The organism is Yoonia vestfoldensis SKA53 (assembly GCF_000152785.1).
GTDB classification, from domain to species: Bacteria; Pseudomonadota; Alphaproteobacteria; order Rhodobacterales; family Rhodobacteraceae; genus Yoonia; species Yoonia vestfoldensis_A.
Map to the genome: position 1 here is coordinate 1,458,992 of NZ_CH672414.1, position 17,493 is coordinate 1,476,484.

Annotated in this window: 16 protein-coding genes; 5 read left to right on the forward strand and 11 right to left on the reverse strand. The window is 62.4% G+C overall.

Annotated features, from left to right (window positions below; all coding sequences use genetic code 11):
• Positions 1-48: 48 nt before the first annotated feature.
• Positions 49-2,334, forward strand: coding sequence for a hypothetical protein (locus SKA53_RS07190; RefSeq protein WP_007205437.1), 2,286 nt, complete (start codon positions 49-51; stop codon positions 2,332-2,334).
• 44 nt (positions 2,335-2,378) lie between these two features.
• Here the strand turns inward: SKA53_RS07190 and cobT are convergent, their stop codons facing one another.
• A complete protein-coding gene (cobT, locus tag SKA53_RS07195; RefSeq protein ID WP_040482832.1) occupies positions 2,379-3,389 on the reverse strand; it encodes a nicotinate-nucleotide--dimethylbenzimidazole phosphoribosyltransferase in 1,011 nt (336 codons plus the stop codon).
• Positions 3,390-3,439: 50 nt separating this feature from the next.
• Here cobT and SKA53_RS07200 point away from each other — a divergent pair, with 50 nt between their 5' ends.
• Positions 3,440-4,228, forward strand: coding sequence for an adenosylcobinamide-GDP ribazoletransferase (locus tag SKA53_RS07200; protein WP_007205439.1), 789 nt, complete (start codon positions 3,440-3,442; stop codon positions 4,226-4,228).
• Here the strand turns inward: SKA53_RS07200 and SKA53_RS07205 are convergent.
• The 7 genes from SKA53_RS07205 to rpiA form a co-directional block, all read right to left on the reverse strand.
• Positions 4,225-4,953 (reverse strand): FG-GAP repeat domain-containing protein, encoded by a 729-nt coding sequence (locus tag SKA53_RS07205; RefSeq protein WP_007205440.1) that lies wholly within the window; start codon positions 4,951-4,953, stop codon positions 4,225-4,227. The two genes, SKA53_RS07200 and SKA53_RS07205, sit on opposite strands and share 4 nt — an antisense overlap.
• The gene (locus SKA53_RS07210) at positions 4,953-5,276 is read right to left on the reverse strand and encodes a 2Fe-2S iron-sulfur cluster-binding protein (protein ID WP_007205441.1); all 324 of its coding nucleotides are present in this window, start codon (positions 5,274-5,276) and stop codon (positions 4,953-4,955) included. The genes SKA53_RS07205 and SKA53_RS07210 overlap by 1 nt, the downstream gene beginning before the upstream one ends.
• Before the next feature lie 135 nt (positions 5,277-5,411).
• Positions 5,412-6,839, reverse strand: coding sequence for a Do family serine endopeptidase (locus tag SKA53_RS07215; protein ID WP_007205442.1), 1,428 nt, complete (start codon positions 6,837-6,839; stop codon positions 5,412-5,414).
• A gap of 204 nt (positions 6,840-7,043) precedes the next feature.
• Entirely contained in the window at positions 7,044-7,997 is a 954-nt protein-coding gene (hflC, locus tag SKA53_RS07220; RefSeq protein WP_007205443.1) for a protease modulator HflC, read from the reverse strand.
• Entirely contained in the window at positions 7,997-9,145 is a 1,149-nt protein-coding gene (gene hflK / locus SKA53_RS07225; RefSeq protein WP_007205444.1) for an FtsH protease activity modulator HflK, read from the reverse strand. The genes hflC and hflK overlap by 1 nt, the downstream gene beginning before the upstream one ends.
• Positions 9,146-9,221: 76 nt before the next feature.
• On the reverse strand, positions 9,222-10,658 hold the full coding sequence (locus SKA53_RS07230; RefSeq protein WP_007205445.1) for an FAD-dependent oxidoreductase: 1,437 nt from the start codon (positions 10,656-10,658) through the stop codon (positions 9,222-9,224).
• 27 nt (positions 10,659-10,685) lie between these two features.
• The gene (gene rpiA / locus SKA53_RS07235) at positions 10,686-11,474 is read right to left on the reverse strand and encodes a ribose-5-phosphate isomerase RpiA (protein WP_007205446.1); all 789 of its coding nucleotides are present in this window, start codon (positions 11,472-11,474) and stop codon (positions 10,686-10,688) included.
• 163 nt (positions 11,475-11,637) lie between these two features.
• Between rpiA and SKA53_RS07240 the strand changes: the two genes are divergently transcribed.
• A complete protein-coding gene (locus tag SKA53_RS07240; RefSeq protein ID WP_007205447.1) occupies positions 11,638-13,011 on the forward strand; it encodes an L-serine ammonia-lyase in 1,374 nt (457 codons plus the stop codon).
• Positions 13,012-13,105: 94 nt separating this feature from the next.
• On the opposite strand, the gene SKA53_RS07245 is transcribed toward SKA53_RS07240, so the two are convergent.
• Complete coding sequence (locus SKA53_RS07245) at positions 13,106-13,774, reverse strand: thiamine diphosphokinase (RefSeq protein ID WP_007205448.1); 669 nt, start codon at positions 13,772-13,774, stop codon at positions 13,106-13,108.
• Between the two features lie 135 nt (positions 13,775-13,909).
• On the opposite strand from SKA53_RS07245, the gene SKA53_RS07250 reads away from it, so the two are divergent.
• Entirely contained in the window at positions 13,910-15,301 is a 1,392-nt protein-coding gene (locus SKA53_RS07250) for a hypothetical protein (RefSeq protein WP_007205449.1), read from the forward strand.
• 33 nt (positions 15,302-15,334) lie between these two features.
• Here SKA53_RS07250 and SKA53_RS07255 read toward each other — a convergent pair whose 3' ends face one another.
• Entirely contained in the window at positions 15,335-15,556 is a 222-nt protein-coding gene (locus SKA53_RS07255) for a DUF2842 domain-containing protein (protein ID WP_007205450.1), read from the reverse strand.
• A gap of 5 nt (positions 15,557-15,561) precedes the next feature.
• Positions 15,562-16,854: an adenylosuccinate synthase gene (locus tag SKA53_RS07260; RefSeq protein WP_007205451.1), complete on the reverse strand. Its 1,293-nt coding sequence runs from the start codon at positions 16,852-16,854 to the stop codon at positions 15,562-15,564.
• 183 nt (positions 16,855-17,037) lie between these two features.
• Here SKA53_RS07260 and secG point away from each other — a divergent pair, with 183 nt between their 5' ends.
• Entirely contained in the window at positions 17,038-17,391 is a 354-nt protein-coding gene (secG, locus tag SKA53_RS07265; RefSeq protein WP_007205452.1) for a preprotein translocase subunit SecG, read from the forward strand.
• Positions 17,392-17,493: the final 102 nt, after the last annotated feature.

Consider the following 17,493-nt stretch of genomic DNA (forward strand, 5'->3'; position numbering starts at 1 on the left):
CTGCGCAAAGGCGTTCAGATGCGGCCTTCAACCTGCTAGACGCGGTATATGACACCCGATTTCGCCCTTTCGCTTTCGCTTGCAGGCATTGATCTGCTGCAACGTACCGACACTGGATGGCGTCGTGTTGGGACGGCATCGCTGTTGTCGCAAGATATCGCGGCGGACCTTGCCGATCTGCGCAGCAAAGGACAGGCGCTGGCACCTGACGGATTTTGCACCAAGCTTGTGATCCCGATGGAGCAGGTCAAATACCTCGCGCTGGATGGAATCCAGACCACATTGGCCGACATCACGCAGGCGCTGGATGGAACAACGCCTTATGCGCTAGATGCATTGGCGATTGATTTCGAACGCAGCAACGGGCGCACCCATATTGCCGCCGTCGCCCAAGACACCCTGCGCGAGGCAGAAGATTTCGCTGCGGCGCATGGCTTCAACCCCGTCGCCTTTGTCGCGGTGCCGGACCCTGACACTTTTGCGCAGGAAATCTTTTTTGGTCCCACCACGATGGCCGCCCGCAATCTTGGCCCCGGTGTTACCGTGACGCGCGACAGCCTGCCGGTCAGGTTGATCGGCACGCGGATCAAGGCGTATATGCTGGAGCCGCACACAGCTGTCATTCCCTCTGCCGCAGCGTCTGAGCCAGCCCAAGTGACGCCGCTTGACCAGATCATCACCGAATACTACCCCCAGCACAGACCCGCAGCTGTGGTGCCTGCACTGCCGCGCGTGGTCCTGTCTGACGCAGTGCCTGCCGCACCGGACCATCTGGACCGGATCATCGGCGCATATCATGCCCCCACAACCCAGACCGAAGTCCCGATGATCGCCGTGCCTGCGCCCGGATCGACGCGGGCTGTGGTGCTAGGCGGGGTCATGGCGACAGTGTCAACGGCTGCTTTGCGATGGCCCGCCTATCGGGTGTCGGGCGCGATTGCTGCCAGCCTTGCCGCCTTGGGCGTGATCTGGTGGCTGCAATCCGGCCCCATGCCGGTTGACGCCGTGCCGGTTGACGTACCCGTCACTGTCGCCGCACAATCCCAAAGCGGCCCCACAGCGGTGCAGCTCGACATCGCGATCGCGCCACCGGATCAGCAGGCTTTGGCACAAAGGCTGCCCGAAGCCGACACCGCATTTGCCACCAGCCCGCCACCTTTGCCTTTGACGCCAGATGCGGCTGACAGCCCCGGCGGCGCGCCGCAACCTCCACCTGCGCGGGTCATGGCAACAACGCACGTCCTGAGCGCGGATCAGGCGCAAGCCGCCTATGCCGCGACAGGCGTCTGGCAGCGGCCACCGCGTTTTGTCGATCAGCCCTCTGCCACCACGACCCAAGACGTCACTTTGCCAGCCATCGCGGCCGCCCCGATCCCTGTGGCCGCGCCGCGCTTGGCTGATATTGAAACGCTGACGACCGATCTTGCCTTTGTGCCACCAGCGATCCCGCCTGCGGCCGGTACAATCTTCGACATTGACGAAGACGGCTTTGTGCGCGCGACCCCCGAAGGTACGCTGACGCCCGAAGGTGTCGTCGTTTACGCAGGGCTACCGAACGTGCCATTCCGCGTGCGGCCGACCCTGCCCCCCAACACGGACGCCGCATTGGTCGATACCAGCGTCGCAGACATTCTGGCTGATATTGTCGTGATCCCTGGCCCGCCGCCGGTTGTGCCGCCCGTGCGCCCTGCGGCTGTCGAAGACAGGACAGCGGGCGGGGTATCCTTGGCGGGGTTGCAACCGGGTGCCACCGGACAGGATGCAATCGGCGATCTGGCACCGCCCCCCGGTGCGATCCGCCCACGGGTGCGCCCCGCCTTGCCTGCGTCCGCTACGGTGGCCAGCGAGATTGAGGCCGTTCTTGGCGGTATCGCGCTGGCAACGCCGAACCCGAGCGCCACCGCATCGGCCTTAGCGGTGACACGTTCACTGCGTCCGACCAGCCGGCCCAACAATTTCGACCGCGTCGTCGCCGCGGCCCGCAGCCGCCAACAACCCGCGGCAGCGCCATCGCTCGGCGCAATCGCGGCAGCGCCTGCGGCACCGGTACAGACAGCAGCCCCCCCAGCCCCACAGAATTACGAACCCGTACCAGGCGGCGTTGCCCGTGCCGCCACGCAGGATAGCGCGATCCGCCTGCGCGACATCAACCTGATCGGCGTCTATGGGCAACCCAGTGCGCGACGCGCGCTCGTACGGCTCAGCAACGGACAATTTGTCCGCGTGCAGGTCGGCAGTGACCTTGACGGCGGACAAGTGACCGCCATCGGTGAAAACGCGCTGAACTATGTCAAGCGCGGCACCACCTATGCGTTGCAGATCCCGCAAGGTTGAATAGCGTCAGAACCTGCTTTTGTTTTGACGCCTTTAAACGCCGGTCAGGCGTCGCTGACACCGGCCTCGGCGAAAGTGGCCATGCCGGAATGGCAGGCGATCGCCCCTTGCAGGATGGTGATGGCAAGCGCCGCGCCCGAGCCTTCGCCCAGCCGCAGACCCAGCGACAAAAGCGGCTGTTTGCCCAAGGCATCCAGCAGGGTCTGATGCGCGCCTTCGAGGCTCAGATGACCTGCGACGGTATGATCCAGACCGGCGGGATGCAGTTTGTGCAGAACGCCCGCCGCCGCCGAACAGATGAAACCGTCCAAGATAACCGGAATCCGGTGCGCCCGTGCTGCGGCCATCGCACCGGCCATTGCCGCAATCTCGCGCCCGCCAAGACAACGCAACGCCTCCAGCGGGTCAGCCACATCATGCAGGGCCAGCCCCGCATCCACAGCCGCCACCTTGCGCGCAAGGCCCGCATCATCGACGCCGGTGCCGCGCCCGGCCCAATCAGCGCCCGTGCCACCGAATAATGCCGCAGCAAGGGCTGCCGCCGATGTGGTGTTGCCGATCCCCATTTCGCCGGTGACCAGCAGGTCGGCAGCGGGATCAACCGCGCTCCAACCGGTTTGCAAGGCGCTGACCAGTTCGGCTTCGGTCATCGCGGGAGCCTGGGTGAAATCGGCCGTGGGTGTCTCAAGCGACAGTGCATGCACATCCATCCGCGCGCCTGCCGCCTTGGACAATTGATTGATCGCCGCACCACCATGGTCGAAATTGGCGACCATTTGCGCTGTGACCTCGGGCGGAAAGGCCGACACACCCTGCGCACAAATGCCGTGATTGCCGGCAAAGATGATAACCTGCGGCGCGGTGATCGCGGGGCGCGGATTGCCGCGCCAGCCGGCGTACCAGATTGCCAGATCCTCCAACCGGCCCAAGGCGCCTTGCGGTTTGGTCAACTGTCCGTTGCGGTCGGTCGCACCGGCGATTGCACTGGCGTCAGGGGCGGTCAGATCGGCGAAGATCGCGCGGAAATCGGCAAGGGTGGTGAAAGGGGCTGTCATCAGGTCCTCGTTGCGTAACATGTCCTGACTGTCTAACGATCACGTCACAGATGAAAAGAGCCGCAAGGGGCAAACAATTGACCAATCCCGACAATCGCCTTTTTGCCGCCATCGACCTGCCTGCCGCATTGGGCCTTTTGACGCGGCTGCCGGTGCCGGTGGATGGTGCGGCAGCGACCGCGCGGGGCGCTGCGGCGGTCTGGGCCTATCCACTGGCGGGCATGATCGTGGGTGGGATGCAGGCGCTGGCGATGGCGGTGCTGCTCTGGCTCGGCGTACCGGCTGCGATCACGGCGGCGCTGGTGCTGGCGCTGGCGGTCAGCGTGACGGGTGCGATGCACGAGGATGGTCTGGCCGACAGCGTCGATGGTCTATGGGGCGGCTGGGACAAGGCGCGCCGGCTGGCGATTATGAAGGACAGCCATATCGGCACCTATGGCGTGATCGCGCTGGTCCTGACGCTGGTACTGCGCTGGACGGCGCTGGGCATGATCGCGGGCGCGGGGGGCTTTGCGCTGGTGCTGGTCACCGTCGCAGCACTCAGCCGTGCGGCGATGGTGGGCGTCATGGCCACCCTGCCCCATGCCCGCGATGGCGGGCTGAGCCGCGCCGTCGGGCGACCTGCACCGCGTGTGGCTTGGGTCGCTATCGGGATCGGCGCGGGGCTGGCATTGGTGACGGGGTATCTGGGGCTGGTGATTGTGGCGGCAACCGTTGCCGTGCTCTGGGCGATGATCGCGCGGGCCAAGATCGGCGGACAGACAGGTGATATTCTGGGTGGCGCGCAGCAATTTGTCGAGGTCGCCTTGCTGATCGCAGTCGTCTCGGCGCTGGATTAATCCGGCAGCAGGCCACAACGCAGCGCTATGGCGAAACTATCGGTGCCATCATGCCGCCCGATGTCCGTCTGCTGCAGGCGCCCATCGTGTAACCGCGTGGCGATGATCCGTGACCAATCGGCATTCGCGGTGATAATGTCAGGCCCTGGCCCGCAATCGCGGATACCACCGGCAATGTCGGTCTGTCCGATCCGGTGATTGGTCAGCCCGGCGGAACGGGCGATTTCGCGCAAGGACCACGCATCACCCGCCTGACTGATCCGCACCACGACCAGTTCGCGTGCCAGATGCGGGCGGTCGATATAGGCGATTTCGATCGCGCCGTCGCCGTCCAGATCGGCAGCACCCGCCACGGCCAGCCAACGAAACCGCGTGCCAATATGGGGCGCCGCGACAAGCGGCTGCAACGCACCGTCGCGCAGCCCCCAGACCGCCAGTTGCGCGCCAAACGTCTCGTGGCTTTGCACCACGATCACCTCTGCCGCGCCATCGCCGTTCAGATCAACCACGCGGGGGCTGGTATATTCGAAAACCATCGGCGCGGGCCAGCGCGTGGCCAGTTGCCTGCCATCCGCCAATGTGACCTCGAGCGTGTCATGTTCACTGGGCGCGCCAAGCACGCCATGCGGATAGCGGTCGGTCGGGCCGGTCAGCCGCGCATCCGTGATCGTCTGTGCCTGCGCCAAGGCCGGAAAAACCGCCAAGGCCAGCAGGCACAGCCGCATCAGATCTGCTTTTCAGGCATCTGCACCCGCAGACCGTCCAGCGCATCGCTCACCTTGAGCTGGCAGGTCAGGCGCGATTTGACCGGGTCGGGCTGATAGGCGAAATCGAGCATGTCGTCTTCCATCGCGTCTTTGGCGGGCAGTTTGGCCACCCACGCGTCATCGACATAGACATGGCAGGTCGAACAGGCACAGGCGCCGCCGCAATCAGCCTCGATCCCCGGAATACCGTTGTCGCGTGCGCCTTCCATGACTGTCAGGCCATTGGCCACATCGACCACATGTTCCTTGCCGCCATGTTCGACATAAGTGATTTTCGCCATTGTCTTGGGTCCTTTGTAGAATTGATGCGTCGCGCTATTCCTAAATGACCCATTGGGCCGGTGCCAGCGCAAATCCGCCACATGGACAAAGGGCGGCCCATCAGGACCGCCCTTTGCCGCAAGCGATAAGGCCGGTTATTCCTGATCCAGCACCAGCGCCACGAAACGTGGATCGCCCCCGCGCCGCACCAGCATCAGGATCGACGTGCGCCCTGCTTCGGTCGCAAGGTCGATCTGTGCGCGCAGCTCGTCCATCGTGCCGACCGGCTGGCGCGAGGCTTCGGTGATCACATCACCTTCGATCAACCCCTTGGAGGCGGCATCCGAGTCAGGTGCAATGGCGGTGATGACAAGACCCTGATCGACGTTCAGCGAAAATTGTTCCACCAGTTCAGGGCTGACAGGTTCCAGCGTCAGACCCAGCAAAGTGTCGGGTTCGGCGGCAGGCGCCTCTGGTGCGGCGGCGGGAAACGCCACGGCCTCAGATGTTTCGCGCCGGCCAAGCACCACAATCAGCTGTTCCGTTTCGCCATCGCGCAGCACCTGCACGGGGACTTCTTTGCCCACGGGCGAATTGCCGACGATGCGTACTAATTCACGGGTATCCGCGATCTCGACCCCGTCAAAGATCAAGATAACGTCGCCCGACAGCATGCCGGATTCTTCTGCGGGTCCGGCAGGAACATCCGTCACCAGCGCGCCGCGCGCATTGTCCAGCCCGTCGATCGCCGACACCATGTCAGGTGTCACATCCTGAATCCGCACACCCAACCAACCACGGCGGGTTTCGCCGAATTCGATCAGCTGATCGACGACATTCACCACAACGTCGGACGACATGGCAAAACCGATCCCGATAGACCCGCCCGTGGGCGACAGGATCGCCGTGTTCACGCCGATGACCTGACCGTCCATGTTGAACAATGGACCACCCGAATTGCCACGGTTGATCGCCGCATCGGTCTGGATGTAATCGTCATAGGTGCCAGACAGCGCGCGATTGCGCGCAGACACGATCCCGACAGAAACCGAAAAGCCCTGCCCCAGCGGGTTGCCCATCGCCATCACCCAGTCACCGACGCGCGCGCCTTCGGCATTGCTGTCGCCAAAGGCCACGAACGGCAGGTCGGATGCGTCTACTTTCAGGACGGCGATATCGGTGTTGGGGTCAGTGCCGATCAATTCGGCTGGCAATTCGACACCGGAATAGAATTCGATCAGGATCTCATCCGCGCCTTCGATGACGTGGTTATTGGTCACGATGAACCCGTCTGCCGAAATCACAAAGCCCGATCCCAGAGCAGACGACCGCTGCGGCCCACCGCGCGGACCGTTGTTGAAGAAATCCTCGAAAGGTGATCCGTCGGGGACGATACCGCGCGGCATGGTGCGTTCGGCGATCGTTGTGCTGGTCGTGATATTCACCACCGAGGGGCTGACCAGTTCGGCCAGATCGGCAAAGCTGGGCGGGCGGTCCTGCGCAGAAGCGGCCACGGCCTGCATGACAAGGAATGACACTGCCAGCAGGATCGCGCTGGCGCATGCGATCAGGATGCGGCGCATCTGAGAAAGGTCTTTTTGGATAGCGACTGCCTTGGCGTTCACGGGTCATCTCCTCAAGGATGGGCGGGACCATTGTCCTGCAATAATTCTAAGATCAAGTTAGAGCATCCATGAAGCAGTACAATCCCCCTCACCGGCAAGTGATGCAATGCAAAAGGCCGGCCACAAGGGCCGGCCTTTGCGATACTGCACGGGTGCAGCGGATCAGCGCAGGGCTGCTTCATCCTCGACCGGTGGCAGGTTCTGCACGGCAGCCCCCGTGTCGCCATTGCCGGTAGAGCGCAGCGATTCCGCCCCTTGGGCCGACCGCAGGTAATTGAAGAACTCGCTTTCCGGCGACATCACCATCATCGTGTTCCCACCCTGCAAGGCCCGCTGATAGGCGGTCATCGACCGGTAGAATTCAAAGAATTCCGGGTCAGCGCCAAAGGCTGTTGCAAAGATTTCGTTGCGCAGCGCGTCGGCCTCACCCTGAATGACCTGGGCTTCGCGTTCGGCTTCGGACACCAGTTCGATCACGGTTCGGTCGGCCTGTGCCTGAATCCGCTGGGCGGCTTCACGGCCACGGGCGATTTCATCGGCAGCTTCACGTTCGCGTTCGGCCTTCATCCGCTCGTAGGTGGCGTTGAGGTTGGCCTCGGGCAGGTCGGTCCGTTTCAGGCGCACGTCCAGCACCTGAAGACCCAAGGCTTGCGCTTGCGTGATGGCACCATTGCGGATGCGCAGCATCAATGCAGCCCGGTCGATCGACAAGATGTCATTTGACGACACCGAACCCAGGACTTCGCGGGTTTCAGCGCGCAGGATACTGTCCAGACGCTGCGACGCCGCCGCAAGCCCACCGACACCGACAGCGCGGCGGAATTGTTCCACATCCGCGATACGGAACCGTGCAAAGGCATCTACGACCAGACGACGATCATCCGCAGGCGTGACTTCGATCGGGTCCAGATCGCGGCTCAGGATCCGGTCGTCGTATTTCACGACTTCCTGAATCAGCGGGATCTTGAAACCAAGACCGGGTTCTTCCTTGACGCTGACAATCTGGCCGAACTGGAGGACCAGCGCCTTTTCGCGTTCGTCCACGATGAACACCGACGACATTGCGACGCCGATGATGACCACCAATGCGGGAATGAGAAGTGCTGTTTTCCGCATCAGTTGTTACCTCCTGTCGCAGCGGGCGTGCGCCGCATTTCGTTCAGCGGCAGATAAGGCACGACGCCTTGGCTGCCGGCAGCGTTTTCATCCATCATGATGATATCGACATCGCTCAGAACACCTTCGAGTGTTTCCAGATAGATCCGCTTGCGCGTCACATCGGGCGCCTGAACATATTCTGCCAGAATGGCCGAGAACCGGCTGGCTTCACCCAAAGCTTCGTTCACGACACGGGCGCGGTACCCTTCGGCCTGTTCCAGAACCTGTGCCGACTGACCGCGCGCTTCGGCGACGACGCGGTTGGCATAGGCGTCAGCCACGTTCTGCAGACGGTCGCGTTCCTGACGGGCATCCTGCACCTGCCGGAATGCGGCGATCACCGGCTCGGGTGGGTCGGCCTTGTCAAAGTTGACGCGGATCACGTTCACGCCTGAATCAAAACTATCGAGCGACGCTTGAATGGCTTCGCGCAGGCTGTCTGCAATCGCGCCACGGTCACGGTTCAGAATTGGCGCCAGTTCGGATTGCGAAATGATTTCGCGCATCGCAGATTCCGACACCGCCGCAATCGTCTGGGGCGGATCAGTCAGACTGAACAGGTAAAGCTGCGGATCAATGATGTTCCACACGATCTGGAAATCAATGTCGACGATGTTTTCGTCGCCAGTCAGCATCAGGCCGGGATCACGGCGGGTGGCACTTGCGCCCACGTCAATCGTCCGCTCTGTCGACACAGCCAGCACCTCGCGGGTGACAACGGGCCAAGGCGCAAAGTTCAAGCCGGGTTCACCCGTCTTGTAATAGCTGCCCAGGAACAATTCGACAGACCGTTCTTCGGGCCGGACCGTATAGAAAGAGGCAAAAAGCCACAACGCCACGAGCGCCAGAATACCAAGCCCCACGGTGCCGCGTGTCAGTTGCGGTCCTTGACCGCCACTTTCGCCGCCTGGCCCACGCGATCCGCCACGGCCGCCGCCCATCAGGACGCGCAGCTGTTCGCGGCCCTTGTTCACCAATTCATCAATTTCGGGGATGTTGGGACCGTCATTGCCGGGTCTGCGCCCACCGCCACGATTGCGGTCGTCGTCGCCGTTCCCGCCCTTGTTGCCGCCACCGCCCCACGGGCCTCCAGAATTTCCTGCCATCGTTTCCCTATTCTTCCTTTCAACTCGCCCCGCGCGCGGGGTTCTTGTTCGACATGTGTGTCCTGACGGCGCAAATTCAAGCGCGGCGGACAGGGTCCTTCATGGTGACCAGTTCTTCGGCCATGGTCGGATGAACCGCGACCGTGCGGTCAAAGTCCTCTTTTGTGGCACCCATCTTGATCGCAATCGCGGCCAGCTGGATCATTTCGCCCGCGTGATCTGCGACGATATGACAGCCCAGCACCTTACGGGTGGCGCAGCTGACGACCAGCTTCATCATGACACGGTCCGTGCGCCCCGCAAAGGCATGGTTCATCGGCTTGAACGAGGTGCAATAAATCTCGACCGGTTCGATGTCGCGGGCTGCTTCTTCGGTCAGGCCGATGGTGCCCATTTCGGGTTGGGTAAAGATCGCCGAAGGGATCAGATCGTGATCCGGCTTCGTCGGATTGCCCTTGAACACGGTTTCGACGAAAGCCATGGCTTCGCGGATCGCCACTGGCGTCAGCTGCACGCGGTCGGTCACGTCACCAATCGCATAGATCGACGGCACGCCGGTCTGGCTGTAGTCATCGACCACGATTTCGCCGCGCCGCCCGATCTGCACGCCGGCCGCTGCCAGCCCGATATTTTCGGTATTGGGCGCGCGGCCGGTGGCGAACATGACCTGATCAAAAATCGCCTCCTGACCGTTGGTGGCCTTGACCCAGATCCCCTTGGCCGGTTCGCCGGACGGCGCCGAGACAGGCTTGCCCTGTTCGATAGGCGCGGACATGCCGTTGTCTTGCAGGTCGTCGGCGGTGGCGGCGCGCATTTCGACGATATTGGTGCCCAGATGCAGGTTCACGCCTTTTTCGCGCATCCCTTCGGCGACCAGACCGCGGGCTTCGTCGTCAAAGCCACGCAGGATCTGCGCACCGCGATAGAATTGCGTCACCTTCACGCCCAGCCCGTTCAGGATGCCCGCAAATTCCGACGCGATATAGCCGCCGCCGACGATCAGGATCGATTTTGGCAATTCATCGAGCAGGAAAATCTCGTTCGAGGTGATCCCCAACCCGGCCCCCGGAATGTCGGGGACAACAGGGCGGCCGCCGGTGGCGATCAGGATATGTTTTGCCGTCACTGTCCGGCCGGTGGACAAAACCACGGTATGTGCATCGGTGACACTGGCGCGCGCATCGCAGATTTCGACGCCGGAATTGTCCAGCAGCTTGCGATAGATCCCTTCAAGCCGGTCAAGTTCCTTGTGCAGATGGCGACGGAAACGCGGCCAGTCGAACGGGCCATCGGTCACATCCCAGCCATAGGCGCGGGCGTCGTCGAACATTTCGGAATAGCCGGATGCAAAGACCATCAGCTTTTTGGGCACGCAGCCGCGGATGACACAGGTGCCGCCCATGCGGAATTCCTCGGCCAGCGCCACTTTGGCACCGGTGGCCGCCGCCACACGCGCAGCCCGCACCCCGCCCGAGCCGCCGCCGATGACGAAAAGATCATAGTCAAAGTTCATATCTGGTCCTTGGGTCGGTGCAGGCGATTATTTCGCAAGGTCTGCGAACAGATTGTCATCGTCCTGCAGATCGAATTGCACAACATCATTTATGTCGTTGGTGATGTCACGGATTTCAACCTTGCCAGTGCCGTGGCCCACGATCACGACATCACAAATGTCGATAAACAAACCGTTTTCCACCACACCGGGGATCTGGTTCAGCATCATCGCCAGTTGGCGCGGATTGCCGATGCTTTTGAGATGCAGATCAAGGATGAAATTGCCTTCATCCGTGACATAGGGCGCATCGCCCTGCATCCGCTGGATCACGTCACGGCCCAGCACATCGACACCGACCAGCAGCTCCTCGATCAAACCGCGCGTGATCTGCATCCCGAAGGGCAGCACCTCGACCGGCAAGGGAAAGGCCCCCAGCGTCGCCACCGTCTTGGAGGCATCGGCAATCACGATCATCCGGTCGCTGGCGGTCGCCACGATCTTTTCGCGCAGATGCGCGCCACCGCCGCCTTTGATCAGGTTCAGATTGGCGTCATATTCATCGGTCCCGTCGATCGTCAGGTCGAGCCATTTGGCCTGATCCAGGGTAATGATCTCGATCCCCGCAGCGCGCGCCAATTCGGCAGTGCGGTTGGATGTCGGCACGCCCTTGATCTGCAATCCGTGATCGCGCACCATCTCGCCGAGACATTGCACCAGCCATGCTGCGGTAGAGCCGGTCCCCAGACCCACCTTCATGCCCGATTGCACATAATGTGTCGCCTGTTTGGCGGCAACGAATTTGGCCGTATCCATGGGGAACAAGTCGATGGTCATGCGCAGCTCTCCGATTTTGTTGCGCTGCTTATAGGCAGTTTGCCCACAAGGTGCGAGACCACAAATGCCGCACTGACGCAACCCGCAGGGCGGCTGTCGCTTTTGAGGGATGGCCTGCACGGCAAAGCAGGTAGCAAGATCAGGCACCAGTAAGGACGCACCCATGTTCCTGTCCGTCTTCGATATGTTCAAGGTCGGTATCGGCCCGTCATCATCCCATACAATCGGCCCGATGGTTGCCGCGGCACGGTTTCTGGACCATCTGCGCGCCTTGCCGTTCAGCGTCGCGGGGCTACGCGCATCCTTGCATGGATCGCTGGCTTTTACCGGCATCGGCCATGCGACGGATCGCGCGGTGATCCTTGGGCTGGCGGGCATGCGCGCGGATGATTACGACGCAACCCGGGCCGAGGCCGAGCTTGCCCGCATCAAGGCCGACCGCACCATCGCGCCCGACGGTCTGGGCCTGCTGCGGTTCGATCCGTCAGCCGATCTGCGGTTCGATTACGGCCCTGCCCTGCCCGGCCATGCCAACGGGTTAGTCCTGTCAGGCACCGATGCTCAAGGCGACGTGATCACGCAGGTGACCTATTATTCCATCGGCGGCGGTTTTGTTCTGACGGCTGATGAACTGGCCGCAGGGCGCGCTGCCGACACCGGCCCCGCCGTCCCCTATCCGTTCCGCACCGCCGCCGAGATGTTGCAGATGGCCAGCGCCAGCGGGCAAAGCATCGCCGCGATGAAACGCGCCAACGAGTTGACGCGCATGTCCGCCGCCGATCTGGACCGGGGGCTGGCGCGGATCTGGCAGGTGATGAATGCCTGTATCGACCGGGGGCTGGCGACAGATGGCATATTGCCCGGCGGGCTGTTCGTGCGCAGACGCGCCAAGGGGATATATACCGCGCTCATGGCCGAACGCGGGCTGAACATGACCGCGCCCCATACGATCAACGATTACATGTCCACCTATGCCATGGCCGTGAACGAGGAAAACGCCGCCGGTGGGCAGGTCGTGACCGCGCCCACCAACGGCGCTGCCGGTGTTGTCCCTGCGACGATCCGCTATTGGCTGGACCATGTGCCGGGGGCAGCGTCATCCCGCGTGGGGGATTTTCTGCTGACGGCAGCGGCAGTGGGCGGGTTGATCAAGACGAATGCCTCGATCTCGGGCGCGGAATGCGGTTGTCAGGCGGAGGTGGGCAGCGCCGCTGCAATGGCCGCCGCAGGGCTGGCCGCCGTGCTGGGCGGCACGCCCGAACAAGTGGAAAATGCCGCCGAAATCGCGCTTGAACACCATCTTGGGATGACCTGCGATCCGGTCAAGGGGCTGGTGCAGGTGCCCTGCATCGAACGCAACGGGCTGGGCGCGATCAAGGCGGTGTCGGCGGCGTCACTGGCGCTGCGCGGCGATGGCCAGCATCTCGTCGCACTTGATGTCGCGATCGAGACGATGCGTCAGACCGGCGCCGACATGTCCGAGAAATACAAGGAAACGGCGCTGGGTGGGCTGGCCGTGAATGTCCCCAATTGCTAGGCAATCGGGGAGCGCTCCGCGCGGGGATATTGGGGCTCGGAAGATGATGCGTTTCGTGTTCGGCTGATTGTCTTCGCTTTGCGGTCGCGTGACATCACCCAGCGCGCATGCCGCTTGTTATGGCCGCAGCCAAACAGGCCAGCGGCAGCGTGACCAAAAGCGGCCCTTGCGCCGTGATCTGAACGCCCCCCTCCGCCGCCATGTTGGACGCGCTGTTGCGCCCCACCGGATGCAGCGCCCAATCGGTGAACGGCCAAGCCACGCCCGCCGCCGATGCGCGCACATCCCCCAGCGGCATCAGCGACACGCGCGTGCCTGCGGGCAGGTCCAGCATGCTTTTGCCCTGTGGCGCCAGATAGGACACGTCGTCCGCATCCACCAGAAACACGCGCCTGTCGGGCATCCGCGCCATCACGTTGAGCACCGACAGCGCATGGTCCATCCGTCCGCCGGTAAAGCCCAGCGCGATCACAAAGGGTGCGGTCACGCGGGTCAGCGCCTTTTCAAAATCGGTCGTGTCCTGTTCGGGGATATGCCAAAGGCAATCTGCAAAGGCGGCGCGGGCCTGCGTTGAGACACTGTCCAGATCGCCGATCACCGCGATCGGGGCAATCCCGCCTGCCAGCAGATGATCTGCCCCGCCATCGACGCCGACAAAGCCTGCGACATAAGGCGAAACTACGGCAAAGACCGCATCTGCCACCGGCGCGCCGCCGACGAGGCTGATCGCGCTGCTGCTGGAAACAATACTTGGATGCATCATGTTATTTGCCCCAATTCACAAACATTCCCCAAAACGGTCACATTATCCGCCTGAATGACGGACCAGTTTAAGCGTGGCAACCTTTCTGCCCGATTCCGTCAGATTGCGGCAGACCAACCACGAAAGACAGCAGCCATGACCGATCAGACACAGATCCTTGATGTGACCTATGGCATGTTCTCCTGCCGCCTTGAAGGTTTCGACGATAGCGTTGCGACGATGAAGCAGATCGTCAGCTATTTCCACGATCTTGCCGGCCATGAGGCGTTTGTGGGCGACGCTCTGCTGGCACCGGACATGGATGAAGTGTCGCGGGTGGCGGGGGTGTCATCGGGCGGCGATATCGAGGCCGCGATGGCAGGCGGCAAGTTGCGCTTGCGCCTGCGCGACACGCCGGCACAATCCGCCGATGAAGACGCGGCAGATGCAGCATTCGACCAAGAGAGCGTTGCCGCCAAGCTGGACCGGATCCGCAGCGTCGTTGGCCGCGGCCATGTGACTGAAACCACCAATCGCCCCACTGCCGAGCAAGCCGAAGAAGACGGCGTTGCGCCGCAAAGCGGGGTTAACCCGCTGGCCCAACGCCTTGCGGCCCTGGCCAAGCGCAATGCCGAACGCGCCGCGACCCAAGCGGGTGCCCTCCCCCACCTGCAGGACGCGCCCGAAATCATGGATGACGCCAACAGCGCAGATGTTGTCACCGCCTTGCCGTCGGAAAACCAGACATCTGACGAAAGTCTGCATCTGGCCAATCTGGTCGCAGATGACGGGCTTGACCTGCACGCCGAGGTCGCTGAAATCGAACGCGTGATCGAGGATCGCAAGAAGCGGCACGCCTTGTCAGACAACGCCGATGATGCGATCAGCCGGATCCTGTCGCATACCGATGCCGCGCTGAACCAGCCCGAACACCGCCGCCAGCAAGACGCTTTTGCGCAGCTCAAGGCGGCCGTGGCCGCCACCGAGGCCGCACGCCAGCTGGGCGACGATGGCGCCCCTCAGCACCGCCCGAGCGAAGTATACCGCGACGATCTGGATGAATTCGAGACTGTGGAAGACACTGACGATGCGGATATGGTTGCTGATGCCGTCAATCCCAATCCCGACGCGATCAGCGCACCGCGCAGCCCGGCAACCCTGCGCCTTGTCGCGTCCCAGCGCGCGGACATACCCGCCGAACCGGCATCGCAACGCCTGCGCCAGATTGCGGCAAAAGCAACGGATTCGGGGCAGCGCCTGATCAGCTTTGCCGAATTCGCCGCCGATTATGCCGCGACCAGCCTTGAAGACCTGATCGAAGCGGCTGCTGCCTATATCACCTTTTTGCTGGGCGAAGACGATTTCTCGCGGCCACAGGTGATGAAACTGGTTCAAAGCCTGACCCAGACCGAGATTTCACGCGAAGACGGATTGCGCTGTTTCGGGCGACTGTTGCGCCAGAACCGGATTATCAAGTTGGACAACGGCCGTTTTCAGGTGACGGATGGCACAAGGTTCCGCCCCGATGACATGACAGCGCGCGGATGACAAAAGCAAAAGGCGGGGCTGCCCCCGCCTGTTTCATTTATGGTCTGGCGCGTCGGGGTCGGCTTGGCCGATCCCCTTGAACACCCATTTCAGCGGGAACACCCAGGCGATCCCCAGCACGACATAGATCAGCAATTCAATCGCGATGGGAAACCGGCTTGCTTCGGACATGATGGTAACGGCCAACACGATATAGGCGGGCAGGCCCACGACCAGCACGAACAGGGACAGGCGTTTGCGGTTCTTGTAGGTCATGATCCTCAATCAGCGAAAGGGTCGGTCACAAGGATCGTATCCTCGCGCTCTGGTGAGGTAGAAACTAGGGCGACGGGGCAATCGATCAACTCTTCGATCCGGCGGACGTATTTGATCGCCTGTGCGGGCAGATCTGCCCAGGACCGCGCGCCCATGGTGGATTGCGACCAACCTTCGATTTCCTCGTAGATCGGGGTGCAGCGCGCCTGTTGATCGGCAGCGGTGGGCAGATAATCCAACCGCACGCCATCCAGATCATAGCCGACACAGATTTTCAGCACCTCGAACCCGTCCAGCACATCCAGTTTGGTCAGCGCGATACCGTTGATCCCCGATGTGGCACAGGTCTGGCGCAGCAAGCAGGCATCAAACCAGCCGCAGCGGCGTTTGCGCCCTGTCACGGTGCCAAATTCATGGCCGCGCTGGCCAAGGCGTTCGCCATCGGCGTCGTGCAATTCGGTCGGGAACGGCCCTTCGCCGACGCGGGTGGTATAGGCTTTGACAATGCCCAGCACGAAATCAATCGCGCCCGGCCCCATGCCGACGCCTGTCGCCGCCTGCCCTGCGATGACATTGGATGATGTGACATAGGGATAGGTGCCAAAGTCGATATCGAGCAACGCGCCCTGCGCGCCTTCGAACAAGATACGCTTGCCCGCCTTGCGCTGTTCGTTCAGCACCTTCCAGACAGGGGCGGCATAGGCCAGCACCTGCGGCGCGATGGCGCGCAAATCGGCAAGGATTGCCGCGCGGTCGATCGGGTCCAGCCCCAGACCACGGCGTAACGCATCATGATGCGCCAAAGCGCGGTCCAGCCGCAGTTCCAGCGTGGCATCATCGGCCAGATCGGCCACGCGGATCACGCGGCGGCCAACCTTGTCCTCGTAACACGGGCCAATGCCACGGCCCGTTGTGCCGATTTTCGCCATGCCCACATTCGCTTCGCGCGCGCGATCCAATTCGCCGTGGAACGGCAGGATCAGCGGGGTATTTTCCGCCACCATCAATGTGTCCGGCGTGATCGTTACACCCTGGTCGCGCAGAATGCCGATTTCCTTGATCAGATGCCAAGGGTCCAGCACGACGCCATTGCCGATCACGCTGAGCTTGCCGCCCCGCACAATACCCGACGGCAACAGTGACAGTTTATAGACCTTGCCATCAATGACCAGCGTATGGCCCGCATTATGCCCGCCCTGAAAGCGCGCGATCACATCGGCCCGCTCGGACAGCCAGTCCACGATCTTGCCTTTGCCTTCATCGCCCCACTGGGCACCGACGACCACCACATTTGCCATAAAACTGTCCTTTGCTGACCCGATGCCCCCTATAGCGATGCGCGCGCAGGCGCGAAACCGGAAAGTTGCGCCCTGCCGGTTGCAGCGCCCGCCCGCATCATCGCGCGAAAAGACAACAGGGGTTGCGGGAGGCGCTGTCTGCTTTTAGATACGCGCCAGTGCGCAAGCCCTGAAAGGCAAGAAATGGAAAACGTCGTCCTTATCATCCACCTGATCCTGGCGCTCAGCCTGATCGGCACCGTTCTGTTGCAGCGGTCCGAAGGCGGTGGGCTGGGTATGGGCGGCGGTGGCGGCACGGCGAACAGCCGCCCCCCTGCATCTGCGATCAGCAAGTTCACATGGATGCTGGCGGCGGCATTCATCGCCACCTCGATCACGCTGACGCTGATTGCGGCGGGCAATACGGCGGGATTGTCGGTTGCCGACCGTGTCGGCGGGATCAACCTGAACCAGAATGACGTGACGGTGCCGGACCTTGGCGATAGCCTGTTGCCCCCCTCTGCTGCCGAAGAGCCTTTGCTGCCTGCGGGCGACTGACCACAACTGATTGCCGATCTGCAACGGTCGGCAACATGATCTTGCGTCACGAGGTTGCGCAGCAGCGCCGAATCCACTATGGGTCAAATCCCGTGATGATGC

Coding starts and splice junctions, on each gene's coding strand:
- SKA53_RS07190 (WP_007205437.1), top strand. CDS start 49: ATGACACCCGATTTCGCCCTTTCGCTTTCGCTTGCAGGCATTGATCTG.
- cobT (WP_040482832.1), bottom strand. CDS start 3,389: ATGACAGCCCCTTTCACCACCCTTGCCGATTTCCGCGCGATCTTCGCC.
- SKA53_RS07200 (WP_007205439.1), top strand. CDS start 3,440: ATGAAAAGAGCCGCAAGGGGCAAACAATTGACCAATCCCGACAATCGC.
- SKA53_RS07205 (WP_007205440.1), bottom strand. CDS start 4,953: ATGCGGCTGTGCCTGCTGGCCTTGGCGGTTTTTCCGGCCTTGGCGCAG.
- SKA53_RS07210 (WP_007205441.1), bottom strand. CDS start 5,276: ATGGCGAAAATCACTTATGTCGAACATGGCGGCAAGGAACATGTGGTC.
- SKA53_RS07215 (WP_007205442.1), bottom strand. CDS start 6,839: ATGCGCCGCATCCTGATCGCATGCGCCAGCGCGATCCTGCTGGCAGTG.
- hflC (WP_007205443.1), bottom strand. CDS start 7,997: ATGCGGAAAACAGCACTTCTCATTCCCGCATTGGTGGTCATCATCGGC.
- hflK (WP_007205444.1), bottom strand. CDS start 9,145: ATGGCAGGAAATTCTGGAGGCCCGTGGGGCGGTGGCGGCAACAAGGGC.
- SKA53_RS07230 (WP_007205445.1), bottom strand. CDS start 10,658: ATGAACTTTGACTATGATCTTTTCGTCATCGGCGGCGGCTCGGGCGGG.
- rpiA (WP_007205446.1), bottom strand. CDS start 11,474: ATGACCATCGACTTGTTCCCCATGGATACGGCCAAATTCGTTGCCGCC.
- SKA53_RS07240 (WP_007205447.1), top strand. CDS start 11,638: ATGTTCCTGTCCGTCTTCGATATGTTCAAGGTCGGTATCGGCCCGTCA.
- SKA53_RS07245 (WP_007205448.1), bottom strand. CDS start 13,774: ATGATGCATCCAAGTATTGTTTCCAGCAGCAGCGCGATCAGCCTCGTC.
- SKA53_RS07250 (WP_007205449.1), top strand. CDS start 13,910: ATGACCGATCAGACACAGATCCTTGATGTGACCTATGGCATGTTCTCC.
- SKA53_RS07255 (WP_007205450.1), bottom strand. CDS start 15,556: ATGACCTACAAGAACCGCAAACGCCTGTCCCTGTTCGTGCTGGTCGTG.
- SKA53_RS07260 (WP_007205451.1), bottom strand. CDS start 16,854: ATGGCAAATGTGGTGGTCGTCGGTGCCCAGTGGGGCGATGAAGGCAAA.
- secG (WP_007205452.1), top strand. CDS start 17,038: ATGGAAAACGTCGTCCTTATCATCCACCTGATCCTGGCGCTCAGCCTG.